Origin of the sequence: Nocardia sp. N2S4-5 (assembly GCF_044628355.1) — a bacterium.
Lineage (GTDB): Bacteria > Actinomycetota > Actinomycetes > Mycobacteriales > Mycobacteriaceae > Nocardia > Nocardia wallacei_B.
Genome location: NZ_JBIUPM010000001.1, coordinates 3,917,660 through 3,942,726, shown reverse-complemented (window position 1 = coordinate 3,942,726; position 25,067 = coordinate 3,917,660). Strand labels below are relative to the sequence as shown.

At 67.1% G+C, this 25,067-nt stretch carries 28 protein-coding genes; 24 read left to right on the top strand and 4 right to left on the bottom strand.

Annotated features, from left to right (window positions below):
- The first annotated feature begins 111 nt into the window (after positions 1-111).
- The 8 genes from ACFMRZ_RS18095 (at position 112) to ACFMRZ_RS18060 (ending at position 10,842) form a co-directional block, all read left to right on the top strand.
- Positions 112-867, top strand: coding sequence for a thioesterase II family protein (locus ACFMRZ_RS18095; RefSeq protein WP_280367094.1), 756 nt, complete (start codon positions 112-114; stop codon positions 865-867).
- A complete protein-coding gene (locus ACFMRZ_RS18090) occupies positions 864-2,168 on the top strand; it encodes a polyketide synthase (protein ID WP_400180077.1) in 1,305 nt (434 codons plus the stop codon). Before ACFMRZ_RS18095 ends, ACFMRZ_RS18090 begins: the two co-directional genes overlap by 4 nt.
- On the top strand, positions 2,161-5,253 hold the full coding sequence (gene nbtC / locus ACFMRZ_RS18085; RefSeq protein WP_400180076.1) for a nocobactin polyketide synthase NbtC: 3,093 nt from the start codon (positions 2,161-2,163) through the stop codon (positions 5,251-5,253). Before ACFMRZ_RS18090 ends, nbtC begins: the two co-directional genes overlap by 8 nt.
- An 82-nt stretch (positions 5,254-5,335) precedes the next feature.
- A complete protein-coding gene (locus ACFMRZ_RS18080) occupies positions 5,336-6,343 on the top strand; it encodes an ATP-binding cassette domain-containing protein (RefSeq protein WP_400180075.1) in 1,008 nt (335 codons plus the stop codon).
- Positions 6,340-7,143, top strand: coding sequence for an ABC transporter permease (locus tag ACFMRZ_RS18075; protein ID WP_280274353.1), 804 nt, complete (start codon positions 6,340-6,342; stop codon positions 7,141-7,143). Before ACFMRZ_RS18080 ends, ACFMRZ_RS18075 begins: the two co-directional genes overlap by 4 nt.
- The gene (locus tag ACFMRZ_RS18070; RefSeq protein WP_400180074.1) at positions 7,140-7,970 is read left to right on the top strand and encodes an ABC transporter permease; all 831 of its coding nucleotides are present in this window, start codon (positions 7,140-7,142) and stop codon (positions 7,968-7,970) included. Before ACFMRZ_RS18075 ends, ACFMRZ_RS18070 begins: the two co-directional genes overlap by 4 nt.
- 130 nt (positions 7,971-8,100) lie before the next feature.
- Positions 8,101-10,212: a glycogen debranching N-terminal domain-containing protein gene (locus ACFMRZ_RS18065; protein WP_400180073.1), complete on the top strand. Its 2,112-nt coding sequence runs from the start codon at positions 8,101-8,103 to the stop codon at positions 10,210-10,212.
- A 48-nt stretch (positions 10,213-10,260) separates the two neighbouring features.
- Positions 10,261-10,842, top strand: a complete 582-nt coding sequence (locus ACFMRZ_RS18060; RefSeq protein WP_400180072.1) for a Uma2 family endonuclease — start codon at positions 10,261-10,263, stop codon at positions 10,840-10,842.
- A gap of 3 nt (positions 10,843-10,845) precedes the next feature.
- Here ACFMRZ_RS18060 and ACFMRZ_RS18055 read toward each other — a convergent pair whose 3' ends face one another.
- From ACFMRZ_RS18055 to ACFMRZ_RS18045, 3 genes are all read right to left on the bottom strand, one after another.
- Positions 10,846-11,514 (bottom strand): AIM24 family protein, encoded by a 669-nt coding sequence (locus ACFMRZ_RS18055; protein WP_280274357.1) that lies wholly within the window; start codon positions 11,512-11,514, stop codon positions 10,846-10,848.
- A gap of 76 nt (positions 11,515-11,590) precedes the next feature.
- Positions 11,591-13,624, bottom strand: coding sequence for a M13 family metallopeptidase (locus tag ACFMRZ_RS18050; RefSeq protein WP_400180071.1), 2,034 nt, complete (start codon positions 13,622-13,624; stop codon positions 11,591-11,593).
- Between the two features lie 100 nt (positions 13,625-13,724).
- Positions 13,725-15,770, bottom strand: coding sequence for a M13 family metallopeptidase (locus tag ACFMRZ_RS18045; protein ID WP_400180070.1), 2,046 nt, complete (start codon positions 15,768-15,770; stop codon positions 13,725-13,727).
- A gap of 345 nt (positions 15,771-16,115) precedes the next feature.
- Between ACFMRZ_RS18045 and rplN the strand changes: the two genes are divergently transcribed.
- From rplN to ACFMRZ_RS18005, 8 genes are all read left to right on the top strand, one after another.
- A complete protein-coding gene (gene rplN, locus ACFMRZ_RS18040; protein ID WP_216897454.1) occupies positions 16,116-16,484 on the top strand; it encodes a 50S ribosomal protein L14 in 369 nt (122 codons plus the stop codon).
- Between the two features lies 1 nt (position 16,485).
- On the top strand, positions 16,486-16,800 hold the full coding sequence (rplX, locus tag ACFMRZ_RS18035) for a 50S ribosomal protein L24 (RefSeq protein ID WP_280367116.1): 315 nt from the start codon (positions 16,486-16,488) through the stop codon (positions 16,798-16,800).
- A complete protein-coding gene (gene rplE / locus ACFMRZ_RS18030; RefSeq protein WP_187686705.1) occupies positions 16,800-17,363 on the top strand; it encodes a 50S ribosomal protein L5 in 564 nt (187 codons plus the stop codon). The genes rplX and rplE overlap by 1 nt, the downstream gene beginning before the upstream one ends.
- A 4-nt stretch (positions 17,364-17,367) precedes the next feature.
- Positions 17,368-17,553 carry a type Z 30S ribosomal protein S14 gene (locus ACFMRZ_RS18025; RefSeq protein WP_029923637.1) on the top strand — a complete coding sequence of 62 codons (186 nt, stop codon included), beginning with the start codon at positions 17,368-17,370 and terminating at the stop codon, positions 17,551-17,553.
- A gap of 173 nt (positions 17,554-17,726) precedes the next feature.
- Positions 17,727-19,097 (top strand): hypothetical protein, encoded by a 1,371-nt coding sequence (locus ACFMRZ_RS18020; protein ID WP_400180069.1) that lies wholly within the window; start codon positions 17,727-17,729, stop codon positions 19,095-19,097.
- Between the two features lie 9 nt (positions 19,098-19,106).
- Complete coding sequence (locus ACFMRZ_RS18015) at positions 19,107-19,403, top strand: hypothetical protein (RefSeq protein ID WP_400180068.1); 297 nt, start codon at positions 19,107-19,109, stop codon at positions 19,401-19,403.
- 452 nt (positions 19,404-19,855) lie between these two features.
- Complete coding sequence (locus ACFMRZ_RS18010) at positions 19,856-20,062, top strand: hypothetical protein (protein ID WP_400180067.1); 207 nt, start codon at positions 19,856-19,858, stop codon at positions 20,060-20,062.
- Positions 20,063-20,167: 105 nt separating this feature from the next.
- Complete coding sequence (locus ACFMRZ_RS18005; protein WP_400180066.1) at positions 20,168-20,740, top strand: TIGR03086 family metal-binding protein; 573 nt, start codon at positions 20,168-20,170, stop codon at positions 20,738-20,740.
- Positions 20,741-20,820: 80 nt separating this feature from the next.
- Here the strand turns inward: ACFMRZ_RS18005 and ACFMRZ_RS18000 are convergent, their stop codons facing one another.
- Positions 20,821-21,249, bottom strand: a complete 429-nt coding sequence (locus ACFMRZ_RS18000; RefSeq protein ID WP_280276091.1) for a hypothetical protein — start codon at positions 21,247-21,249, stop codon at positions 20,821-20,823.
- A gap of 144 nt (positions 21,250-21,393) precedes the next feature.
- On the opposite strand from ACFMRZ_RS18000, the gene ACFMRZ_RS17995 reads away from it, so the two are divergent.
- From ACFMRZ_RS17995 to rplO, 8 genes are all read left to right on the top strand, one after another.
- Positions 21,394-21,831 carry a HEAT repeat domain-containing protein gene (locus tag ACFMRZ_RS17995; RefSeq protein WP_400180065.1) on the top strand — a complete coding sequence of 146 codons (438 nt, stop codon included), beginning with the start codon at positions 21,394-21,396 and terminating at the stop codon, positions 21,829-21,831.
- Positions 21,832-21,853: 22 nt separating this feature from the next.
- The gene (locus ACFMRZ_RS17990; RefSeq protein WP_400180064.1) at positions 21,854-22,114 is read left to right on the top strand and encodes a colicin immunity domain-containing protein; all 261 of its coding nucleotides are present in this window, start codon (positions 21,854-21,856) and stop codon (positions 22,112-22,114) included.
- Positions 22,115-22,376: 262 nt separating this feature from the next.
- Positions 22,377-22,775 carry a 30S ribosomal protein S8 gene (gene rpsH, locus ACFMRZ_RS17985; protein WP_280276094.1) on the top strand — a complete coding sequence of 133 codons (399 nt, stop codon included), beginning with the start codon at positions 22,377-22,379 and terminating at the stop codon, positions 22,773-22,775.
- Between the two features lie 14 nt (positions 22,776-22,789).
- Positions 22,790-23,329: a 50S ribosomal protein L6 gene (gene rplF, locus ACFMRZ_RS17980; protein ID WP_280366300.1), complete on the top strand. Its 540-nt coding sequence runs from the start codon at positions 22,790-22,792 to the stop codon at positions 23,327-23,329.
- Positions 23,330-23,332: 3 nt separating this feature from the next.
- Positions 23,333-23,740 (top strand): 50S ribosomal protein L18, encoded by a 408-nt coding sequence (gene rplR / locus ACFMRZ_RS17975; RefSeq protein ID WP_280366298.1) that lies wholly within the window; start codon positions 23,333-23,335, stop codon positions 23,738-23,740.
- A gap of 49 nt (positions 23,741-23,789) precedes the next feature.
- Positions 23,790-24,428 carry a 30S ribosomal protein S5 gene (gene rpsE / locus ACFMRZ_RS17970; protein WP_280276097.1) on the top strand — a complete coding sequence of 213 codons (639 nt, stop codon included), beginning with the start codon at positions 23,790-23,792 and terminating at the stop codon, positions 24,426-24,428.
- Between the two features lies 1 nt (position 24,429).
- Positions 24,430-24,615, top strand: a complete 186-nt coding sequence (gene rpmD / locus ACFMRZ_RS17965; RefSeq protein ID WP_195098295.1) for a 50S ribosomal protein L30 — start codon at positions 24,430-24,432, stop codon at positions 24,613-24,615.
- Positions 24,612-25,055: a 50S ribosomal protein L15 gene (gene rplO / locus ACFMRZ_RS17960; RefSeq protein WP_280276098.1), complete on the top strand. Its 444-nt coding sequence runs from the start codon at positions 24,612-24,614 to the stop codon at positions 25,053-25,055. Before rpmD ends, rplO begins: the two co-directional genes overlap by 4 nt.
- Positions 25,056-25,067 lie beyond the last annotated feature (12 nt).

Here is a 25,067-nt window from a genome sequence, read left to right as displayed (position 1 = left end):
TACGTGATCGTTCGCCGTCGCGCTCGGCCGTCCGTGGGCGGGCCGATGCCCGGGATTCGCTGTGGCTCCGGCCATTCCACCTGGCAGTCCGTGTGAAGAGAGATATGTGATATGGCAACTACTCCCGGTTGGGTCAGACAGTTTCACAAGCCGCGTGCGGCCGGAGCGGCGCCGCTGGTGATCTGTCCGCACGCGGGCGGCGGCGCCTCGACATACCGGCCGTTCTCCAAGCGGCTGTCCGAGGATTTCGACGTCATCGTGTTGCAGTACCCCGGGCGGCAGGACCGGGCGCGCGAGGCGGCGCTCGGCACCCTGCCGGAGATTGCCGCCGGCGCCTTCGACGAGTTCGCCCGCTCCTCGTTCAACCGGGGCGAGCCGCTCACGGTGTTCGGGCACAGCATGGGCTCGATCGTGGCGTTCGAATTCACCCGGCTCGCCGAGGCGGCCGGACTACCGGTGCGATTACTGGGGATCTCCGGCACGGTCGCACCCTCGCGCGTCGCGGACATGCCGAACCATCCGACCGACGACGAACTGCTGCTCGACCACCTCACCGGACTGCAGGGCACCGGCACCGACGTGCTGGGCAACCGCGATCTGATGAAGATGGCGCTGCCGGTGCTCAAGGCCGACTACGCCGCCTTCGACCGCTATTCGTGCCCGGCGGACGTGCGGGTGCAGGCGCCGATCCGCGCGATGGGCGGCAGCGACGACGAGTTCGTCACCATGGGCGAGCTGTACAACTGGCAGCGCCACACGGCGGCGGAACTGCAGGTCGAGATGTTCGACGGCGGGCACTTCTATCTGCACGATCAGGTCGCGGGAGTATCGGAACTGCTTGCGGCCGAACTGGAGACCGTGCGATGAGCGAGGTCGCCGACCCCATCGTGATCACGGGCCTGGCCGTCGAGGCGCCCGGCGGCATCGAGACTCCGGCGCAGTACTGGGCGGCGCTCGCCGACGCCCGGGACCTGACCGGTCCCTTCCCGCGCGACCGCGGCTGGCCGATCGAGCGGCTGCTGTCACTGTCGGCGATCGAGGGCTGGTCCGAGGTGCGCGACGCGGGCGGATTCCTCGACGCCGCAGCCGAATTCGATCCGATGTTCTTCGGCATCACACCGCGCGAGGCGGTCGCCATGGATCCGCAGCAGCGGGTGGCGCTGCGAGTCGCCTGGCGCGCGCTGGAGAACGCCGGAATCAAACCCGGCGCCATCGACGGCGAGGAGGTCGGCTGCTACATGGGCGCGTCGCCGACCGAATACGGCCCGCACGCCGCGGAGGTCAACGACTACAGCGGATATCGCGCTACCGGCACCGCCCTCGGCGCGGTGGCCGGACGGATCTCCAACTGCATGGGCCTCGGCGGGCCCTCCATCGTGGTGGACACAGCCTGCGCCTCGTCGCTGGCCGCGCTGCATCTGGCGGCGGCGGGCATCACCGCGGGCGAATGCGAGTGGGCGCTGGCGGGTGCGGTGTGCGTCATGGGTTCGCCCGGCGCGTTTTTCGAGTTCTCCAAGAACAACGCCCTCTCCGCCGACGGACAGTGCAAGCCCTACTCCGACGATGCCGACGGCACGCTGTGGGGCGAGGGCGCCGGCGTCGTCGTGCTGGAACGCGAATCGCGGGCCCGGCGCCTGGGCCACCGGATCTACGGCCGCCTGCTCGCCAGCCGGGTCAACCACAACGGCGGCGGCGGGCCGATCGCCGTGCCCAGCACCGAGGCGCAGCGGCGCCTGATCCGCAAGACCGTCGAGGCGGCGGGCATCTCGCCGGACCTGGTCGGGATGATCGAGGGGCACGGCACGGCGACCGCGGTCGGCGATCCCCTGGAACTCGCCGCGCTGCAGGACGTGTACGGAACCGGCACGGCGCGACTGGGTTCGGTGAAGTCGAACGTCGGTCACGCCCAGGCGGCCGCGGGCATGCTCGGGCTGATCAAGGTCCTGCTGAGTGGACTGCACGGATACATCGCGCCGACCCGGTTCGCGGACAACCCCACCACCAAGGTGGATTGGACCGCGTCGGGCCTGCGCCTGGCCGCCAAGCTCGAATACTGGCAGCCCCACGACGGGATCCGCTACGGCGCGGTCTCGTCGTTCGGCGTCTCGGGCACGAATGCCCATGCGCTGCTGGCCGTTCCGGCCGTGGAAGAGGAGATCCATGTCTAGCTACCGACTTCCGGACGGCAGCGTTCCGGTACTGCTGTCCTCGGATAACCCCGAGACACTCCGCGCGGAGGCCGCCGCCGTCGCCGACTACCTCGCCGACCACGGCGACGTCTCGCCGGATCGAGTGGCCGACATGCTTTTCCGCACCCGCGTCGCGCGCCGGTACCGGGCCCTGGTGATGGCGACCGGGCACGCGGAACTGCTGACCGCGCTGCGCGCCGTGGCGGCGGGAGAGCCGCACGCGGACGTGGTGAGCTCCGAAAAGGCCGCCACCGCGCGACGGATCGCGTACGTCTTCCCGGGGCAGGGCAGTCAGCGCCCCGGCATGGGCCGGATGCTCTACGACCACTCCGAGGCCTACCGGGCCGCGGTCGACGAGTGCGACAAGGTCTTTCACGAGCTGTACTCGTGGTCGCCGCTGCCGTATCTGCTGGACGCGGATCTACCGGCCGACGACAGCGCGCGGACGGTGCAGCCCGCGCTGTTCATGCAGATGGTCGGCGTCGCCGCGATGTGGGCGGCGGTCGGGGTGCGCCCGGCGGCGACCGTGGGTCATTCGCAGGGCGAGATCGCCGCGGCCTACGTGTCGGGCGCGCAGACGCTGCGCGACGCGGCCCGCATCGTGACCACCCGCGCGACCATCGTCGACGGGCTGCAGCTGACGGGCTACTCCATGGCCGTGCTCGGCATCGACCGGGATGAGTGCGAGGACCTGCTGGCCCGGCACGCGGGCTTCGCGGAGCTGTCGGTGGTCAACTCGCCGCACATCCTCGCCATCTCCGGCGAGCGGGCGGCCGTGCTGGCGATCGTCGAACTACTCAATGCCGCAGGGAAATTCGCCAAGGAGATCCGGGTCCAGTATCCGGCACACACCTCCTACGTCAGCGGTTTCCGCGACGTGCTGAACCGTACGGTCGGCGACGATATGGACAACCGGTCGTTCATGGACAGCGAGATCGACTTCATCGGGGGCACCCTGGGCGACCGCGTCGACCCGGACCTGTCGATCATCGACTACTGGTACCTGAACCTGCGCAACCGGGTTCGCTTCGACCGGGCCATCGACATCGCCGCCGGCCGGGGCGTCGACACCTTCCTCGAGATCTCCGAGCACCCGACGCTCATGCTGGCCATCCAGGAGAATCTGGCCGCCGTCACCCCGCAGCGGTCCTTCCAGGCGCTGGGCACCTCGCGGCGGTCCGCCGAAGACCTGCGTGAGTTCACCCGCAACGTGGCAGGCGTCGCGGTGCACGATGCCGGATTCGACTGGGAAGCGTTGCGGGTCAGCGCTTCCGGCGGCACGGTGGCCCTGCCGCTGCTGGACTTCCCGAACACCCGGATGGCCGCGAAGACGCTCTGGGCGCCGTACCCGTACGCGGACACCGCAACGTCGGCGGCCCCGCGCGCCGCGGGCGAACGCGCCGCCGACGGCACGGTCGTGCCGCGGCGCTTCGCCGAGCACTGGACGCGGTTGCCGCGGCGAAAGATGGTGCCACCGCGCACCATCGCGCTCGTGGACCCCTCGGACCGCTGCGCCGATCTGGTGTCCTCGATCTGCGCGGCCGCGCCGCGGCACGGCGCCACGGTCGTCTACACCGACGAAACGGGCACGCCCACCGCGTCGTTCGACACCCTCGTCGTGCTGGTTCCGCCGTCGTCGGGCGCGGAGGTCGCGGCGGCGGTCGATGATGTCGCCGAATTCCTCGGCGACCGTTCGTGGTTGCCGGAGCTGACCGGGGTGAGCGATGTCTGGCTCGTCACCACCGGTGGCGAACAAGTGCTGGAGACCGACGTCCCCGGCCTGTTCCCGGCCGCCGCGCAGGCCGGATTCCGTTGCCTGGCAGCCGAACACATCGGCGTCTCCTTCCGGCACATCGATCTGGCCGCCGCCGCGGACCCGGCGGCGGCCGCCAAGGGGCTGGTGGAATCACTGCACACGGCGGGCGAACCCGAACTGGCGGTGCGCGACGGCGGCGTCTACGCCAAGCGCCTGATCGTCGACGACACCGCCGCCGACCGGCCGCTGGACCCGTGCGAGCTGCGCGAGGTCGTGATCGTCGGCGGCACCGGCAAACTCGGGCTGGACTTCTGTGAACAGTTCGTCGCCGCCGGTGCGGGCCGCGTCACCCTGGTCAGCCGCACCGGCGGCGATCCGGCCGCGGTGCAGCGGATCCGGAGCATCCAGCGGCTGGGCAAGACCGAGATCGTCCGCAAGAGCTGCGATGTCGGTGACGAGGACGCCGTGCGCGCGCTGGCCGACGAGTACCGGGCCACCCCGGCGACGCTGATCGTGCATGCGGCCGTGGACTATTCGGCCGCCGAGGCCGATCCCGCCCGGGACACCATTCGCGCCGCGGCCGCGGCCAAGGTCGTCGCCCTGGATCACCTGATGCGGCACTTCCCGCTCGCCGCCGACGGCCGCGTCGTGCTGTGCTCCTCGCTGTCGGCGACGCTCGGCGGGCGCGGGCACATGGTCTACGCGGCGGTGAACCGGCTGCTCGACGCCGCCGCCGCGCGCTACCGCGACCAGGGTGTGCGCTGCTGCGCGGTGCAGTGGGGGCTGTGGCGTGCGGTCGGCGCGGACAACGCGGAGGCACTTGCCAAGATCAGCGGCACCGGCCTGCTGCCGATGGAGCCCGTCGCGGCCGTCGCGTCGGGATTCGCGCCGGACGCGGCGAATACGCTCGTCGTCGCGGCGGAGTGGGGGCGAATCCGGGACCTGTACACCGTGTTCGGCTATCAGGCCCTGTTCGCCGAACTGCCCGAGGATCGGCCCGAGCCCGCCGATTCCGTTGCGGCCGAGACGGATTCACCGCCCCTGCCGGAGGTGGAGGCGGTGGCGGAGCCGGTGCGAGCCGCGCCGCGCGACACCGCGGACACGGTCCGCGACGCGCTGCGCACGGTGATGGGCCTGGGCAGCACCGAGACCATCGACGGCTCGGTTCCGCTGGTGGCCCTCGGACTCGACTCGCTACAGGCCCTCGATCTGCGTAAACGTGTCGAATCCGACCTGAAGCGGGACCTGCCGGTGACGGCGATCCTGGGCGGCGCGTCCCTGGACGAGGTGGTGTCGCTGCTGGGCTGAGCGCGACCGGAGCGGGCGACGAAGGGGTAGAAACCCACAGCTGATTAGGTTAGCGTTACCAAAGTAATAGCTGCGGGGATCTATGAGCACTCAGACGGAGAGCATTGTGTCGGAATCAGTGACAGGAGCGGCCGGTTCGCCGGGAGCGGACAACGCGATCGTGGTCGAGTCCGTGGAGAAGTCGTTCGGAGCGGTGCAGGCCTTGCGGGGCATCACCTTCAGCGTGCCGGCCGGCAGCGTGCTGGGCGTGCTCGGCCCGAACGGCGCCGGGAAGACGACGACCGTGTCCATCCTGTCCACGCTCACGCGGCCCGATGCCGGCCGGGCCGAGGTCGCCGGATTCGACGTCGTCCGCGACGCCGCCCGGGTGCGCTCGTCCATCATGCTCACCGGCCAGTACGCCGCCCTGGACGAGATGCTCACCGGCCGTGAGAATCTCGTGCTGTTCGGCCGCCTGATGGGCCTGCGCCGCAAGGCCGCGCAGGGCCGGGCGGTCGAGCTGCTGGAGCAGTTCGGGCTGACCGAGGCCGCCGACCGGCGGGTCGGCCAGTACTCCGGCGGCATGCGGCGGCGCATCGACATCGCCTGCGGCCTGGTGCGCCCCCCGAAGGTCGTGTTCCTCGACGAGCCGACCACCGGCCTGGATCCGGTGAGCCGCCAGAGCCTCTGGGCGCTGGTGCGCTCGCTCAAGGAACAGGGCGTCACGATCCTGCTCACCACGCAGTACCTCGAGGAGGCGGATGCGCTGAGCGACAACATCATCGTCGTCGACAAGGGCACGGTGATCGCGGAGGGCACCGCCGATCAGCTCAAGGCCCGCTCGGGCGCCAGCTACTGCGAGGTGGTCCCGGTCGACGCCGGTGACGTGCCCGCCGTGGTGGCCGCGCTGTCCGGGCTGGGCGAGATCACCATGGCGGAATCGCGGGACCGGGTGTCGCTGCCGGCGCCGGACGGCGCGGTGACGCTGTCGGAGGCGTTGAGCCGAATCCAGGGCGCCGGAATCGAACTGATCGACATCGCACTGCGCCGCCCCTCCCTCGACGAGGTCTTCATCGAGCTGACCAAGCCGACCGTGGGGGCCGGAGCGTGACGGCGGCGGTATCCGCCCCGGAGACGCCCGGCGTCGCCCGCGACGGCGAAACCATCCCGGCCGCACTGCAATTGAGCGCGCTGAGCGGTCGCAGCATCCGCACCACGCTGCGTGAGGGCGACGTGGTGCTGGCCTTCTTCCAGCCGCTGGTGTTCTTCGTCTGCTTCTATGTCCCGCTGCGCCGGTCGCTGGAGGGGCCGGGCATCGACTACGCCCAGTACCTGCTGCCCGTCATCGCGGTGTTCGCCATGTTCTTCACCTCGATGTTCGCCGGTGATCGGGCCGCGCGAGAGGTGGTGGGCGGCATGGCGACCCGGCTGCGCTCCATGCCGGTGCCGCCCTGGATTCCGGTGACCGCGCGGATGTCGGCGAGCCTGGTACGCACGGTGACGGCGCTGGTGGGCGCGCTGGTGATCGGCACGGTCTTCGGCTTCCGGTTCCAGTCCGCCGGTGGCGCAGTGCTTTTCGTCGTGCTGCTGCTGGCCTTCGGTGCGGCGCTGGTATTCGCGACCGACGCGCTCGGCACCGTCACCCGCAACTCCGAACTCAGCGGCACCGTGCTGTTCGGGCCGCAACTACTGCTGATCATGACATCGACGGGATTCGTTCCGGCCGTGGGCTTTCCGGGCTGGATCCAGCCGTTCGTCCGCAATCAGCCGGTCTCCCAGATCACCGCGGCGCTGCGCGGGTTGGCAGACGGCCGGCTGGTATCGGAGCTGGCCGTGGCCGTGGCCTGGATCCTCGGGCTACTGGTGGTCGGTGCGGTACTGGCGGTACGCGCGGAAGGACGGCGGGCATGAGCGAAACAACCACTGTGCGAGTCGATATCACGAGCGTGGACGCCGCGGGCGGACCGGCGACGGGGCTCGCGGCGCTGCCGTCGCAGAGTCTGGTGGAGACCGGGCGCCTGCTGCGCCGGTGGTCACGGCAGCCCGAGGTGATCACCAGCACGCTGGTGTTCCCGATCCTGCTGCTGCTGATGTACGACCTGGTCCTGGACAAGGCGCTGGGCGCCACCGGCGGCGATCCGATCTACGGGTTCGTGCCGATGATCGCCGTGGCCGGGGCCATGTACGGCGCGATGGGCACCGGCCTGTCGCTGTTTGGTGAGCGGGAAAGCGGTCTGCTGCGGCGGTTCTGGGTGCTGCCGATCCATCGCGCGGCCGGACTGATCGGCCGGCTGCTGGCCGAATGCGGCCGCGCGGCCGCCGCCACCGTCGTGGTGGTCGTGGTCGGGATGATTCTCGGTCTGCGCTTCGAACAGGGTTGGGCCGGTGCGCTCGGCGTGCTGGCGGTGCCCGTCATCGTGATCGCCGGGTTCACCCCGGTGGTGATCATGGTCGGCGTGAGCAGCGTCGGCGACAAGGTCGTGCAACTGTTCGCGATCGTGGTCCTGGTCGGCATGTTCTTCAACTCGGGTTTCGTGCCCGTGCAGAACTATCCCGGCTGGCTGCAGCCCGTGGTGCGAGCCCAGCCGATGAGCTGCGCTATCGAGGCGATGCGCAACTTCATGCTCGGCGGCCCGCTGGTCGTCCCGGTGCTGCAGACGCTGGCCTGGGCGGCCGGCTTGATCGTCGTCTTCGGCGCGCTGGCCGTGCGCGGTTATCGCAAGGCCGCCGAGAGCTAGTCCGCCGCAACGCCGCGAGGACAGCCGTCAGCCGCTACGCTCTTATTCCTGGGCAGGTTCCGCGAATACGGGAGGAACCGTTGGGGATGGTGATGATCGAGGCGAGGGTCCAGGTGGCGGGTGATCCCGCATGACCGGTCCCGCTCCGTTGAATTCCGGCGAGCCCGCGCTGCTGGGCGGCGCTGTCACGCTGGTCGAGGGCAGTACCTTCTGCCTGTCGGATCGCGCCGGTGATGTCGAACCCGGTACCGCGCAGGGCCTGTTCTATCGCGACGCGCGGGTGGTGTCGCGGTGGGAGCTGCGGGTGGACGGCCAGCGCCCGGAACCGCTGTCGGTGCTGAGTCCCGAGGCGTTCACCGCGCGGTTCATCGCGCGGCGACCGCCCCGGTCCGGCGCCGCCGACAGCAGCCTGCTCGTGGTGCGGGAACGACTGGTCGCCGACGGGCTGCGCGAGACGATCACGCTGGAGAACCTGGGCCGCGAACCCACCGCGGTCACCCTGGAGCTGTGCGCCGACGCCGATTTCGTCGACCTGTTCGCGGTGAAGGAGGGCCGCGACGGGCACGGGCGGGCCGAGGTCATGGTCACCGACAACGAACTGCTGCTCAACGATCGCTCGGATCGCTCTCGCGGGCTGGCGATCTCGTCGTCGGAACCGCCCGCCGTGCTGCCCGGCTCGCTGTCGTGGCGGGTGGTGGTGCCCGCCGGCGGGCGCTGGCAGACCGAGATTCTCGCCCAGCCGACCATGGCCAACCAGCGCGTGCCGCTGCCGCTGCGGCCCGGCGAGCACTACGAGACCAGCGAACCCGGCCGCAAGATCGAGGCCTGGCGCGACACCGCGACCAAACTCACCACCGGTGATCCGCTGCTCACCGCGGTATTGCAGCGCACCGAAAGCGATCTGGGCGCATTGCAGATCCACGACGAGACCCGCGAGGGCCGCACCTTCGTCGCCGCCGGGGCGCCCTGGTTCATGACCCTGTTCGGGCGCGACAGCCTGCTCACCGCGTGGATGGCGCTGCCGCTGGATGTCGGTCTGGCCCTGGGCACCATGCAGCAACTGGCCGAGATGCAGGGCCAGCGGGTCGACGCGCTCACCGAGGAGGAGCCGGGCCGGATCATGCACGAGATCCGGCGCGGACCCTCCGGCGGGCTCGCGCTCGGCGGCGAGACGTACTACGGAACTGTGGACGCCACACCGCTTTTCGTGATGCTGCTGGCCGAGGCGCGGCGCTGGGGAGCATCGCCGGACACCGTGCAGGCGTTGTTGCCGGCCGCCGACGCCGCGCTGGACTGGATCACCCATTTCGGCGACCGCGACGGCGACGGTTTCGTGGAATATCAGCGCGCCACGGACCGCGGCCTGTCCAACCAGGGCTGGAAGGACAGTTTCGACGGCATCAACGACGCCGCCGGGCATCTCGCCGAGACCCCGATCGCGCTGTGTGAAGTGCAGAGCTACGTGTACGCGGCCTACCTGGCGCGTGCGGAGCTGGCCGAGGAATTCGGCGATCAGGCCGTCGCCGCCCGGATGCGCGAGCACGCCGCCCAGTTGCGCACCAAATTCGGTGAGGCGTTCTGGCTGCCCGAAAAGGGTTGGTACGCCGTCGCTTTGGATGGCCGCAAGCGTCGTGTCGACGCGCTCACCAGCAATGTCGGGCACTGCCTGTGGTCGGGCATCGCCACCGACGAGCAGGCCGCCCAGCTCATCCAGCGGCTGTCGTCGCCGGAGATGGATTCCGGATTCGGCTTGCGCACACTGGCTTCGAACATGGGCGCGTTCAATCCGATGAGTTACCATAATGGTTCGGTGTGGCCGCACGACACGGCGATCGCGGTGGCCGGGCTGCTGCGCTACCGCCACATCCCGGGCGCGATCGAACTGGCCACCCGGCTCGCCGACGGGTTGCTGGACGCCGCCGCGGCATTCGGCGGCAGACTGCCCGAATTGTTCTGTGGTTTCCCGCGTTCCCGGTTCTCGGTCCCCGTGCCGTACCCGACGTCGTGCTCCCCGCAGGCATGGGCGAGCGCCGCGCCACTGCTGCTGGTGCGCGCGTTCCTCGGCCTCGAGCCGGACGTCCCGCACCGCACACTGACCGTGCTCCCGCACCTACCCGCCCGGTGGGGCCGCGTCGAACTCACCGACCTGCGGCTGGGCGGCTCGGTCATCGACCTGGCCGTGGACGGCGACCACATCTCGGCATCGAACCTGCCCGACGATTGGCGGCTGATCACGCACTGAGCCGGGTGCCAAGCTCGGTCATATCACCCTTCTCGGTAGTCTTCGAGCATGACGATCCAGCCGGTGGATTCGCTTCCGCACGAAATGACCGAGGAGCAGTATCGGCAACTGCCCGAGGACGTCGCCCGCGAGATCGAGGTCGTGCACGGTCATGTGATCGTGTGCGAATCACCCACGCCCGAGCACAATCGGGTGGCTCGCCGCTTGGCCAACGCCCTGGAGCAGTTTCCCAGCACGGAGACATGTATCCGGGTCGATACCGACATCGACCTGGTGCTGTGGCGTGTTCCGAAGTTCACTTTCCGCCGACCGGATGTGATCGTCTACCGATGTCTGGATGAACCGGGCAATAAGCCGGAGTCGCCCGACGCGCTGATCGTCGTGGAAGTGTCCTCGCCCTCGACGGCCGCAGAGGATCTGCTCGATAAGAAGGCGCAATACGCCCGTGTCGGCATCCCGCTCTATCTCGTCGTGATGCTCAACGAGAAATATCGAGTCGACGAGGTGTTGGAGTTCCGCCTCGACGCGTACGCCCGCGAGTACCGGCTACACAGGCTGCACCGTGACGGATTGCTGCGGCTGGAACACGTTGTCCTCGGCGAGGTCTCGTTCGAGGAACTCGTGCGGTGAGGTTCAGTGGATGTGCGGGGGGACCGTGGGGCCCTCGCTGGCCTGGACCAGGACGAAGCCCTGGCCGCGGAAGGCCAGTTGCATGGCTTCGCCGCTGCCGCGACCGATGAGGGCGCCGGCCTTGAAAGTGCGGTTGACGCCGACCTGCAGGCTGGTGCTCCAGGCGACGGCGGACTGGCCGTCGGCGAAGGTGGGGGCGCGGCTCGCGTCCAGCATCACCGGCGCGCCGTGCGTGGTGACGGCCACCCAGCCGGTGCCCTGCAGGGTGGTGTTGAACAGCCCGCCCGCGGCGATGCCCGCACCCTGCACCCGCTGAATATTCGAGGTCAGGCTCGGGTCGTAGGCCAGCACGTTGGCGCCGTTGACGGTGATGCCCTCGTTCTCCAGGAAGAACAGCTGCACATCGGCGGCATCATCGGCCAGGAACAACACGCCCTGCCCCTTCACCCGCATCAACTGCACGCCCTCGCCCGTGACGGCCTTCTTGATGAACTTCCCTATCCCGCCGGCGCCTTCGTAGTCGAAGTCCATCTGTCCCTGGAACGCCACCATGGACCCCTGCTTGGCGAGCACGTCCCCATTGACCTGCACCCGCAGCATCTTGGAGTTCTGTAGAGCGAAATGCCCGGGAAGCTGTCCCTGGTCCAGATTGCCGAAAAACGAACTACGCATAACCGAGCGGCCTCCCGTGTGTATAAATCCCGCTGGACCCGCAGTATATCCGCGAACGGGGAAGTGAGTGTCGCGCCTACAACGTCACCCGCTGCTCCGGCGGCAGGAACAACTTGTCACCCTCCCGCACCCCGAAGGTGTCGTAGAACTCTTGCAGGTTGCGAACCACCTGATTGCAGCGGAATTCGTTGGGCGAGTGCGGATCGGTGAGTAGTTCGGCGGTGAGTTCCTTGGTCATCTTGCCGCGCCAGCTGCGCGCCCAGGACAGGAACATGGCGCGGAAGTCGGGCTCGACGCCCTCGCGCCGCGCCGCGATCCGGTAGGCCGCCAGGGCGATCTGCAGGCCGCGCAGGTCGGCGAGGTTTTCGCCGAGGGTCAGCTCGCCGTCGACATGCTGCTCCGGTGCGAGGCCCTCGGGAACCAGCGCGTTGAACTGCTCCACCAGCTGTTTCGACTTGGCGTCGAACGCCGCCCGATCCGCCCCGCTCCACCAGTTGCGCAGGTTGCCGTCGGCGTCGTATTTGGAACCCTGGTCGTCGAAGCCGTGGCCGATCTCGTGGCCGATGGTGGAGCCGACCGCGCCGAAATTGATGGCGAGCTGGGCGTCCTTGTCGAAGAACGGCGGCTGCAGGTAGGCGGCGGGGAAGGCGATCTCGTTGTTGGGCGGGGAGTAGAAGGCGTTGACGGTCTGCGGCGTGCTGTTCCACTCGGACTTGTCGACCGGCTTGCCGAGATAGTCGAACATCCGCGTGGCTTCGAAAATCGCTATGGCACGCACGGATTCGAGCAGTTTGCCCCGCGTGATCCGCAGCTTGGAGTAGTCGGTCCACTTGTCCGGGTAGCCGAGCTTGACGGTCATCTTGTCGAGTTTCACCAGCGCCGCGTCGCGGGTGGCGGGCGTCATCCAGGCGGAGTTGCGGAAGTCCTCGCGGTAGGCCGCCATCAGATCGGCGACCATCTTCTTGACCTCGTCCTTCGCCTCCGGCGGGAAGTACTTGGCCACATAGAGTTTGCCGAGCTGCTCGCCGAGTTTCTCGTCGACCGTGGCGACCCCGTACTTCCAGCCCTCCGGCCGCTCCTTCTGTCCGGCCATCACCGTGCCGAAGAAGTGGAAGTTGGCATCGTTGATCGCCTTCGGCAGATACTTGGCGAAATCGCGAATCAGACTGAGCTTCAGATACTCCCGCCAGATCGCGATATCCGTCTCCACCCAGATCCCGCCCGCTGCGGTGATGTAGGACGGCTGGCCCACCACCACCTCACCGAACAGGTCCCGGGGCCGGTCGGTGTTCCCCGCCAGCCAGGGATCGAAGTCGAAACCCTTTCCGAGGTCGGTCAATTGGGCCCACGTCATCCGGTTGTAGGTGGCGTTGGCGTCCCGGACCCGGACGTTGCTCCAGTGGTTCGAGGCGATCCGGGTCTCCAGGTCGAACATCCGCTGCGCCGTGCCGACCGGATCGGAAAGCCCGGCGCCCGTGGCGATCTGCTCCAGATAAGTGCGGTAGGCGGCGCGGATCTCGGCGTGCTCCGGCTTGCGGTAGTACTCCTCGCCGAGGCCGATCCCGGACTGGACGACCGAGGCCACGTAACTGTCGGTCTTCTTCCGGTCGACGCTCACGCCCAGCCCGACCAGCCCGGCCAGGGGCAGCTCGCCCATCACGCGTGCGAGGTCGGGTTTGGTTGCGGCGCGGTCGATCCGGTCGAACAGGTCCTGGAGCGGGGTCATGCCCAGCCGCTCCACCGCGTCGAGATCGACCCGCGCGTCGTAGAGGTCTCGGATGTGCTGGGCCTCGGTACCCGGCTCCGGATCCTTGATGCCGTCGATGATTTCGCGCAGTTGTTTCTGGGTGCGCTCGAAAGCCTCCGTGCCCGAGCTGTATCCGGACTTGTCCGGCGGCAGCTGGTACTCGCGCAGCCACTTTCCGTTGACGTACCGGTACAGATCGTCCTGCGGACGCACCGCCTCGTCGACACCGGACAGATCCGGCCCGTTGAGCTGTTTCGGCGCCGCGTCGTTCGAGCAACTCGCCAGCGCGGCGGCCGCGGGCGCAAGCCCCAGGGCGATCAGAAATGCGCGACGCTGCAGGCGCACCGGACCCGACGATGTCACCAGAAACCCCACTCCCCGGGGTCTCGCCCCCGTGCTCGTAGCCGACTTGCTGGAATGAGGCTACCGGGACCGATGCGTCGAGGGCGGGCCAACGTTCCGGCTACAGCGTGACGCGTTGATCCTCGGGCAGATACAGCTTGTCGCTGTCGGTGACGCCGTAGGTGGCGTAGAACTCGGCCAGGTTGCGGACGACCTGGTTGCACCGGAACTCGGAGGGGGAGTGCGGGTCGGACGCGAGCTGGCTCTCGGTGGACTCCGGAGTCTGCTTGCCGCGCCAGGTGCGGCCCCAGGATTCGAACATCTGGTGGTAGTCGGGGTTGTCGATACCGTCGCGGCGCTGGGCGATCCGGTAGGCGGCCAGCGAGATCTCCAGGCCGCGCAGATCGGCCAGGTTCTCGCCGACCGTGAGTTCGCCGTTGACGTGCTGATCCGGCGGCAGGCCCGCCGGCACGAGCGCGTTGTACTGCGCGATCAGCTGTTTCGTCTTGGCGTCGAAGGCCGCCTTGTCCTGCGGCGTCCACCAGTCCTTCAGGTTGCCGTCGCCGTCGTACTTGGAGCCCTGGTCGTCGAAGCCGTGCCCGATCTCGTGGCCGATCACCGCGCCGCCCGCACCGAAGTTGACCGCCGGGAGGGCGTCCTTGTCGAAGAACGGAGGCTGCAGGAACGCGGCTGGGAAGACGATCTCGTTGCCGCTCGGGTTGTAGTAGGCGTTGACCGTTTGCGGCGGCATCGCCCACTCGGACTTGTCGACGGGAGTGCCGAGCTTGCCGAACATCCGGGCGGCCTCGAACGTGGTGACCGCGCGCAGCGATTCGACCAGCTTGCCGCGCGTGATGGCGAGCTTCGAGAAGTCCTGCCACTTGTCGGGATAGCCGATCTTGGCGTCGATCTTGCCGAGTTTCGCGAGGGCGGCCTCCCGGGTGGCGGGCGACATCCAGCCGGAATTGTGGAAGTTCTCCCGATACGCGGCCATCAGATCGGCCACCATCTGGTTGGCGCGGTCCTTCGCCTCGGGCGGGAAATACTTTGCCACGTAGAGCTTTCCGAGCTGCTCGCCGAGGTTCTCGTTGACCAGTTCCACCGCCGAGCGCCACCGCTCCGGCCGCTGCTGCAGGCCGTGCATGGTCTTGCCGAAGAAGTCGAAATTGGCGTCGGAGATGTCCTTCTTCAGATACGGCGCGTACTCGCGCACCAGCGCCAGCTTCAGATAGTCGCGCCAGGTGGCGAGATCGACCTGCTCCCAGAGCTTTCCGGCCTCGGTGACGAACGACGGCTCGGCGACGACGAGGCTGGCGAACAGCTCCCGGGGCCGGTCGGTATTGCCGGCCAGCCACGCGTCCCACGCGAAACCCGGTGCGAGCGCGACCAATTCGGGCCAGGTGCGCAGGTTGTAGGTAGCCGCGGCGTCGCGGGTGCGGACGTTGTCCCAGAAGCCGGCAGCGATCCGGGTCTCCAGATCGACCACGCGCTGTGCCATGGCCGCCGGTTCCGGGAAGCCCGCGCCGGTGGCGAGGCGATCCATGTAGCCGCGGTAGGCGGCGAACTTCTGGGCGTGCTCCGGCCTGCGGTAGTACTGCTCGCCCAGCCCGAGACCGGCCTGGCTGACCATGGGCAGGTAGGCGTTGGAGTTCACCGGATCCGCGCCCACGCTCAGGCCGATCAGCCCCACGCCCGGCAGCGCGCCCATCACCCTCGCCAGCGCGGTCTTGTCGGCAGCGCCGTCGATCTGCCCGAACAGGTCCTGCAGCGGGGATATGCCCAGCCGCTCGATCTCGTCCTGGTTCATGTGGGCGTCGTAGAGGTCGCGGATCTGCTGGTCCGCACTGCCCGGCCGCGGGTCGCGGATGCCCTCGATGATCTCCCGCAGTTCGCCCTCCACCCGGTCGCGCACCTCGTCGAAGGTGCCGAACGAAGTCTTGTCCGGCGGCAGCTGGTACTCGCGCAGCCACTTCCCGTTGATGTGCCGGAACAGGTCGTCCTGCGGGCGGATCGCCGGATCCACGCCGGACAGATCCGGGCCGGTCAGCGGTTTGGCGGCCGCGGAATCGGAGTTGCAGGAGGCCAGCACCGCGGCAGCGGGCACGAGCCCCAGCGCGGTCAGGAAGGTACGGCGGGCGAGGGCGTTGGGACGCTCGGGCGCGGTCACTCGGTCTCCTCCACGGATATCGTGCGCTTGCTCGGACGTAGCCCGGGCGACGTTAGCGGAGCGGGCTGAGGAAACGCTGAACCCACGCTGCATATCCTCTTGGGAGGTCCTTCCCACCTGCCCGGCATGCTCTTCGCCGGGCCGGTTTTGGGGAGGACCTGCGGCTTCGTTACACTGGTCGGGTTGCCTGCGGGACGACTGTGCCCGCGCTCCGGCCGCGAACCCACAGTGGTGGCTCATCCAGATCGAGAAACTGCTGGCAGGCGCGCGTGTGGAGGGCAACCGGCCATGCCCGTCGGGTCGGTAATCCGGCGTGCATATCGTCCAGGTCTAGGAGGAGCTGAAGTGATTCAGCAAGAGTCGCGACTGCGCGTCGCCGACAACACGGGTGCCAAGGAAATCCTGTGCATCCGAGTGCTCGGCGGGTCGTCGCGTCGCTATGCCGGTATCGGCGACATCATCGTCGCCACCGTGAAGGACGCCATCCCCGGCGGCAACGTCAAGAAGGGCGAGGTCGTCAAGGCTGTCGTCGTGCGCACCACCAAGGAGCGTCGCCGTCCGGATGGTTCGTACATCCGCTTCGACGAGAACGCCGCGGTGCTGATCAAGCCGGACAACGATCCGCGCGGCACCCGCATCTTCGGCCCCGTCGGCCGCGAGCTGCGTGACAAGCGTTTCATGAAGATCGTTTCGCTGGCCCCGGAGGTGCTCTGACATGAAGGTGCACAAGGGCGACACCGTGCTCGTCGTCTCGGGTAAGGACAAGGGCGCCAAGGGCAAGGTCATCCAGGCCTACCCGCAGACGGACAAGATCCTGGTCGAGGGCGTGAACCGGATCAAGAAGCATGTCGCGAACTCCGCGAACCAGCGCGGCGCCAGCTCGGGCGGCATCGTGACCCAGGAGGCGCCCATCCACGTCTCGAACGTGATGGTTGTCGACTCCGACGGCAAGCCGACGCGCGTGGGTTACCGCACCGACGAGAACGGCAAGCGGGTGCGTATCTCCCGTCGCAACGGGAAGGACATCTGATGACCACGACCGAGAAGATCCAGCCTCGGCTGAAGCTGCGCTACCGCGCGGAAATCAAGGACGCGCTGAACAGCGAGTTCAACTACGCCAACGTGATGCAGATCCCGGGCGTGGTGAAGGTCGTCGTGAACATGGGTGTCGGTGACGCCGCCCGCGACGCCAAGCTGATCAACGGCGCGGTCGCCGACCTGGCCCTGATCACCGGTCAGAAGCCGGAGATCCGCAAGGCCCGCAAGTCGATCGCGCAGTTCAAGCTGCGTGAGGGCATGCCGATCGGCGCGCGCGTCACGCTGCGCGGCGACCGCATGTGGGAGTTCCTGGACCGGCTGGTCTCCATCGCGCTCCCGCGTATCCGCGACTTCCGCGGCCTGTCGCCGAAGCAGTTCGACGGCAACGGCAACTACACGTTCGGCCTGAGCGAGCAGTCGATGTTCCACGAGATCGATGTGGACAAGATCGACCGCCCGCGCGGCATGGACATCACCGTCGTGACGACTGCGACGAATGACGAGGAGGGCCGCGCCCTGCTCAAGCACCTCGGCTTCCCGTTCAAGGAGAACTGAGCACATGGCTAAGAAAGCTCTGATCAACAAGGCCAACGCGAAGCCGAAGTTCGCCGTTCGCGCCTACACCCGCTGCCAGCGCTGCGGCCGCCCCCACGCGGTCTACCGCAAGTTCGGCCTGTGCCGCGTATGCCTGCGCGAAATGGCGCACCGCGGCGAGCTGCCGGGCGTCCACAAGTCCAGCTGGTAAGTAGCTGCCCCGCAATGCGGTGGTCCGTCATCGACGGACCACCGCATTCGCATGTCCGGGGCAGGTTTTCGTCCGCGCGGCTGTGGACACACGCCTACGAGGGTCGATAGAGTTCGGCACATGTACGCGGGTGGGGGGCGCTCGATCGACGTCGAACTGCGATCGGGCCGGGCATGATCGTCGACTGGCAAACGTACTACGACGCCGCCAAGAAATGCCATGACCTCGCCGACGAACTCGGCCGCGCCGACAAGCCCGTGCACGACGCGGTTAAAGGCGAATGCGCAGGCATGGCCGGCGACGCACCCGGTTGCAGGCAGTGGGGCGAGGCCTACGACAAGTCCGCCCAGCAAACTCTGCAGACCTGCTCCAGTCTCGCCAATGCCCTGAACAACTACGGTGCAGTGCTTGCCGCGATGGGCTACAACTACGCCGTCGCGAACAAGAGCAACCCCGCGCCGCCACGTCCGAACGTGACTCAATTCGGCGAATACAAAGTTGCCATTCCCACTTCGGTGGCGAACAACGGGGTCGGGTTCACCGACCACGGAGGCGTCAAGGCGTTCTTCGACCAACTCGTCGCCGATGTCATCGGTTCATTCGGCAAGCTTCCCAACAGCGATACCCGCAAGCTCGCCAAGGCACATTCCGTGTGGAACACCTTCGCCAACCACGAGACGATCAAGGGTGCGCCGGGCCGTATCGCGGCCATTTCCGCACTCTTCGACGGAATGGACGCAGGCCCGAACCGGCAGCTGATCCAAGACCACTTCGCGACTCTGAAGACCAGCGCCGACACCGTCGCGCTGGCAGGCGGAACGATGGCCGCGCCCGTCAAGGCCTACCACGACGCCAGTATCACCCTCGGCAACGAGACCACCAAAACCATCAACACCCTCGAACTGACCATTGCCGTCACCGCCATAGTCGGCGGCGCCCTCGCCTTGTTCAGCCTGGGCACCTCCGCCGCAGCCGCGACAGCCGCCATCGAGGCCGACGTCCTCACCACCGTCAACGCAATCCAAGCAACCTACCGGGCCAGCCAGATGACCAGAGTCATCGGCCTCACCGCCCTCGCCGCCGGCGGAATCGGCGTCATCGACGCCTTCAACGCCCTCCCCACCATCGACCTCGACAAGGCCATCACCAATCTGGCCACCATAATCGCGATGAAGGTGGTCATTGATGACGGTGACGACCACCGTGGAGACGGTGCAACAGCGAACGGCGGAGCCGCTGTCCCTGAGCCTGTCCTCGATGCCGAGGGCGAAAAGTATGTTCGCAGTAAGCATTTCGCAGGAGGCGCGCAGGTAGACGAAAGCAAGGGCCTCTTCGAGGCCGGCGAGAATCTGGATGCGCTTGTCGAGGCATCAGATAGCGCGCCCGCTATGGGACCCAACAAGGACGGACATTATGAACGGACGATCGATGCTGGCCGCATTGTGGGAACAACTTCGGCATCGCAAGGAGGAAGAGTGACATCGAGATATATTGTCGTACAGGACAGGTGGGGATCTGTACGCTCGATGTATCCGGTCCCGTGAGGAGAGTAGATGCCGATATCCATAACTGTGCGAAATCAGGTTCATGCCGATATATCCCATTACACCGAGGATCCAGTAGGAGTCCTTACCTCATTGCGTGAGAAGGCTCCGGATCGGTCCGTGCTGGCAAGCATCATGCCGCACGCCGATACGATGTTGAATGAGTATCAATTGAATCTCTTGATCGACGAGATCGATGGCGCACCGCAGGGATCGGACTCTGAGCAAAAGGTGCTCCAGGACCTGCGCGAGGCGTGCCTGAGCGCGCTACGGCACCGTGGCTATCTCTGGTTCAGCGGGGACTGAGACTCCTGTGTGATCGTAGAATACGGTGATCGATGGGTTGTCGAACCTTTGAGGAAGCGGGTCGCTGAACGCTCATCGGTATTCTTCAAATCCCGTGGTATGCGGATCTCGTTCCGGAACGGCTGGCTGTTGCCGACGGCCGGTGAACGCTCGGACATAGCTACTTCGGTTTATTCGAGTCGGGACTGTTGTGGACGCGGGCCGGATTGGTCGGGCAGCCCGAGTTCCCAGTCGCGATATAAATCACTAGATTCGGCGCTGGTTGGTGAGATAGTTGCGTTCATATTTCCAGCTATGTCGCCCAATATAATTCGTGCCAATGAGGATTCTCGTAAGATGTATCAGCGGGTTCGGGAGTGTCAGTGAGTATTAGTGTTGTAATCCAAAATATGAATCATAAATAGGTGGAATCCATCTCGGGGCCGCTCGCGCAGTGACTAACGGATAACGTTTTGGAGGCCCGGCTCGGGTCTATGCTGAGGGGTATCCATCAGTATGCCGATACGATGTTTAATTCGTATCAACTCACATTCTTCATGGATGAATTGGCCAGCATGGTGCCGAAGAATGAAGTTGACGCGAAGATGATTGCCGCGCTTCGGGATGCCGCTCAGCGAGCGATCGATATGTACGGCTATCTGTGGTTCAGTGGCGACTGACTCCCTGCCTGAGCTGGTGTCGAATTTCTGGCTCTCCGGTGTCGAGTTGGTGGGTGGCTGTTCGTCCTCGTTATGACAACGACCCTCGATTCGAAGGAGATGGCGATGGACGACACCTTGCGGGCCTATCGGCGAGCGCAGGACGAGTTGGATGCGGTGCTGGCGAAAGTTGGTGCGGATCAATGGGGTTCGCCTTCGGCGTGCGCGGAGTGGACCGTCCGCGACGTTGCGGGACACGTCACCTGGGGGCAGCGCCAGATGCGTGCGTGGGCGACCGGTGACGAGTTCACCGATCGAACCGGTGCACCCGGGTCACCGCACCCGGGCCTGCTGGCCGGCGACGACCCGGTGCGGACCTTCCGCACCGCCCGCGCCGCCTGCGACGCGGCACTGACCGATGACGCCCTGGCGCGAACCACGGTCCTGCCGGGCTTGGGTGAAATCCCGATCGCGGCCATCCTGTCGCTGCTGCTCACGGATTCGATCACCCACGCCTGGGACATTGCTCATCCACTCGGAATCGAGGTCCAACTCCCGCCCGATCTCGTCACCCGCGCCGCGGAATGGGCCCGAGCCAACGTAGTCCGCGCCCCCGGCTTCTTCGGCCCCGAACTCCCGGCGCCCACCGACTCCGACGACCAAACCCGCCTGATGGCCTACCTCGGCCGCGACACATAGGCTGCTATTCACCGAATCACGTTGACGGCGGCCGGGATACGACGCTGCCGGGGCGAACGGCCGGGGAAGTTTCGCGCGACTCAGGCGCAGTGGATCAGGAACTCCAGGGTCGTGGGTTCCTCCAGTTTCACGTCCGCCGTCTCGCTGGCGGCCTCGTCGGCTTGGCAGCCGGAGGGCGCGGAAGTGATCGTCGCGCGATAGCACCCGGCGGGCACGGTCTGCCCGGCATTGCCGTCCCGGCCGGTCGTGGCGGTCCCCACCTCCGAATCGCCGCTGCACGAGGTGAACCGCACACCGACGCCGGGGACCGGGAAGCGTTCGTTACCGGTCCAGGTATGCACGTTCAGATTTCCCGGCGTTCCGGGTTTCGACTCCGGCCCCGCGGTCACCGACGCCTGCACCGCGCTGGTAACAGCTGCCGGTTTGCTCTCCGACGAGTTGTCGCCCGAACAGCCGGCCAGCGCCGTCGCCGCGGCCAATAAACAGAATGCCGAGATCATGGTGCGCACAAGGTCTCCTTCCGGCGGGTCGGGACGACGCCGCGCTCGCGTCACACCTTAAACGGGGCGGCGAGCAACACGCGTTCCAAAACCGGCCCGGGCGTGTACTTTTCGCGACAGAACGTCCGGCCCGCAACACCTGAAGGAGATTCCGTGATCGATGAGGACTCCGATGCCGCGCCGACCGAAGCGTTGGAGATGTCGGAAGACGAGTCGTGGTCATTGCGGGTCGAGGCGACCGAGTTACTGGGCCGGGTGATAGAGAAGGCGAAGGCCCGGGGCAGGTTGGAACAGATGCTGGACGATCCCGACATCGCCGTGCAAACCGCTGCGGCCGAGGTTCTCACGCGGCAAGGCGGCGCCGATGGGCTGTTGGCGGTACTGAAGGAATTGGGGCGGCGTGCACAAGACCCGGACGCCGACTACATCGCGTACAAGCTGTACTGGCTCGAAGGCATGGGGGAGTACCCGGTGCTCGAGACCGCCTCGACCATCGAACCCGCGAAAATGACGGAAGAAGCCAGGGCCGGGCTGACGGACGTCAGGAGACTGCTCGGCTTGCCGGACGATGAGAAGGGGATCAATGCCTGAAGGTCGTGCCGACCTATCTCGGATGCTGGCGGTGTACGAGCCGTTGATTCGTGAATTCGTGTCCGGCGAGTTGACCGCCGATCAATTCGAAACGGCCTATCTGGCGGAATTCAAGCGGGATCGCGGCCAGACCCCAGGTCCGGAGTTCGAGGCGTTGGACGGTCTGTTCGCCGATGTGGACGACTATGTCGCGGATGCGGATCTTCGCCGGCGTGCTGGTGGGCTCGATGGGGAACAGCTGCGTGATCGGGCGCGCGTGGTGTACGAGCGCCTGTACCGATAAGGTCGATCGCGCGGCGGCGGAGTGTGACCACCCCCATGTCCCCCCGATTTCTGCCCCACACCCACCCCCATCTATACTGAACCGGTTGCCTGGGGCTGAACTGTGCCTGTGGTGCGGTGTGGAGCCCGGGTGACGTGCCACTTCATCCGGTCGGCGAACTGCCGGCCGGACCAAGCCGAATTGCTGTAGGCCCACGATCCGGGCGCCGAGAGGCGTGCGGGTGCTGCATGGGAACCGCGGCGAGAAAGGTGACGGTCAACCTATGACCATGACTGATCCGATCGCAGACTTCCTGACCCGTCTGCGCAACGCCAACTCGGCGTACCACGATCAGGTGAAGGCTCCGCACTCCAAGCTCAAGGCGAATATCGCCGAGATCCTGAAGCGTGAGGGCTACATCGCCGACTTCCGCACCGAAGAAGCGCCGGTCGGCAAGACCCTGATCGTCGACCTGAAGTACGGCCAGAGCCGGGAGCGCAGCCTGCAGGGTGTGCGTCGCGTCTCGAAGCCGGGTCTGCGGGTGTACGCGAAATCCACCAACCTGCCCAAGGTGCTGGGCGGCCTCGGCGTGGCGATCATCTCCACGTCGCAGGGCCTGCTCACCGACCGTCAAGCCAAGCAGCACGGCGTGGGCGGCGAAGTCCTCGCCTACGTCTGGTAAGGGAGGTAGGAACAATGTCGCGTATCGGTAAGAAGCCGGTCTCCGTTCCCTCCGGTGTCGAGGTGACAATCGACGGCCAGAGCGTGTCGGTCAAGGGCCCTAAGGGCACCCTGTCGCACGTGATCGCCGAGCCGATCACCGTCAACCGCGCCGAGAACGGCGAACTCGAGATCATCCGTCCGGACGACGAGCGCCGGAATCGTTCCCTGCACGGTCTGACCCGCACCCTGGTCAACAACATGATCGTGGGTGTCACGCAGGGCTACGAGAAGAAGATGGAAATCTTCGGCGTCGGTTACCGCGTGCAGCAGAAGGGTTCGAACCTGGAGTTCGCCCTCGGCTACAGCCACCCGGTGCCGATCGAGGCGCCCGAGGGCATCACCTTCAAGGTGGAGGCCCCCACGAAGTTCTCGGTGTCCGGCATCGACAAGCAGAAGGTCGGCCAGATCGCCGCCGTCATCCACCGCCTGCGCAAGCCCGACCCGTACAAGGGCAAGGGCATTCGCTACGAGGGCGAGGTCGTGCGGCGCAAGGAAGGGAAGACGGGTAAGTAAGCCATGGCCCAGACTGATACTCAGAAAGCCGCGCGCAAGCCGCTCGGCAAGGACGTGTCGACCCGTCGTCGAGTTTCCAAGGCGCGCCGGCACTTCCGTCTGCGCAAGAAGGTCGTCGGCAACGCCGCGACCCCGCGCCTGGTGGTGTTCCGCTCCGCGCGGCACCTGCACGCGCAGCTGGTGGACGACTCGGTCGGCAAGACCGTCGCCGCCGCGTCCTCGGTCGAGGCCGACGTGCGGTCTGTCGAGGGTGACAAGACCGCCAAGGGCAAGAAGGTCGGCGAGCTGCTCGCCGCCCGCGCCAAGGCCGCCGGCGTGGAGACCGTGGTGTTCGACCGCGGTGGCCACGACTACCACGGCCGGATCGCCGCCCTGGCGGACGCCGCTCGGGAAGGCGGGTTGAAGTTCTGATGCCTTTCCCCAGGACCGAGAACAGCAAGCGCAACGGAAGGAACGTCTGATGCCGGGACGTCAACGGCGTGACGGCGGAAGCGGACCCGCCGGACAGAACAACGAGGGCGGCCGCCAGGAACGTGGCGGCGGCCGGGACCGTCGCGGTGACCGCCGCGACAATGCCGCCGAGAAGAACCAGCTCGAGCGGGTCGTCGCGATCAACCGCGTGTCCAAGGTCGTCAAGGGTGGTCGGCGCTTCAGCTTCACCGCCCTGGTGATCGTGGGCGACGGCAACGGCATGGTCGGTGTCGGCTACGGCAAGGCCAAGGAAGTGCCCGCGGCCATCCAGAAGGGTGTCGAGGAGGCTCGCAAGAACTTCTTCCGCGTCCCGATGATCGGCTCCACCGTCACCCACCCGGTGCAGGGCGAAGCCGCCGCCGGTGTCGTCATGCTGCGCCCGGCCTCGCCGGGTACCGGTGTGATCGCCGGTGGTGCGGCGCGTGCCGTGCTGGAGTGCGCCGGTATCCACGACATCCTGGCCAAGTCGCTCGGCAGCGACAACGCCATCAACGTCGTGCACGCGACCGTGGCCGCCCTGAAGCAGCTGCAGCGTCCCGAAGAGGTGGCGGCCCGCCGTGGCCTGCCGATCGAGGACGTCGCTCCTGCGGGCATGCTGCGTGCGCGCGCGGCGGGAGTAGGAGCCTGACATGGCACAGCTGAAGGTGACCCAGATCAAGTCCACGATCGGCGCCAAGAAGAATCAGCGCGAGTCGCTTCGCACGCTCGGACTCAAGGGCATCCGCAAGTCCGTGCTGCGCGAGGACACCGCCCAGAACCGCGGGCTGATCAACGTCGTGCGCCACCTCGTTACCGTTGAGGAGGTCAACGCATGACCATCAAGTTGCATCACCTGCGTCCGGCTCCGGGCGCCAAGACCGAGAAGACCCGCGTGGGTCGCGGTGAGGCGTCGAAGGGCAAGACCGCGGGCCGCGGTACCAAGGGCACGAAGGCCCGCAAGAACGTGCCGGCCCGCTTCGAGGGCGGCCAGATGCCGATCCACATGCGGCTGCCGAAGCTGAAGGGCTTCACCAACCCGTTCCGGACGGAATATCAGGTCGTGAACGTCGGTGACATCGCCCGGAAGTTCCCGGACGGCGGTGCGATCGACAAGGACCAGCTGGTCGCCGCCGGCCTCGTTCGCAAGAACGAGCTGGTGAAGGTGCTCGGCGAGGGCGAAATCGGTGTGGCCGTTCAGGTTTCCGCCGACAAGTTCTCCGGCTCCGCCAAGGAGAAGATCGCCGCCGCCGGTGGCACCGCCACCGAGCTGGACTGACAGTTACTCTTT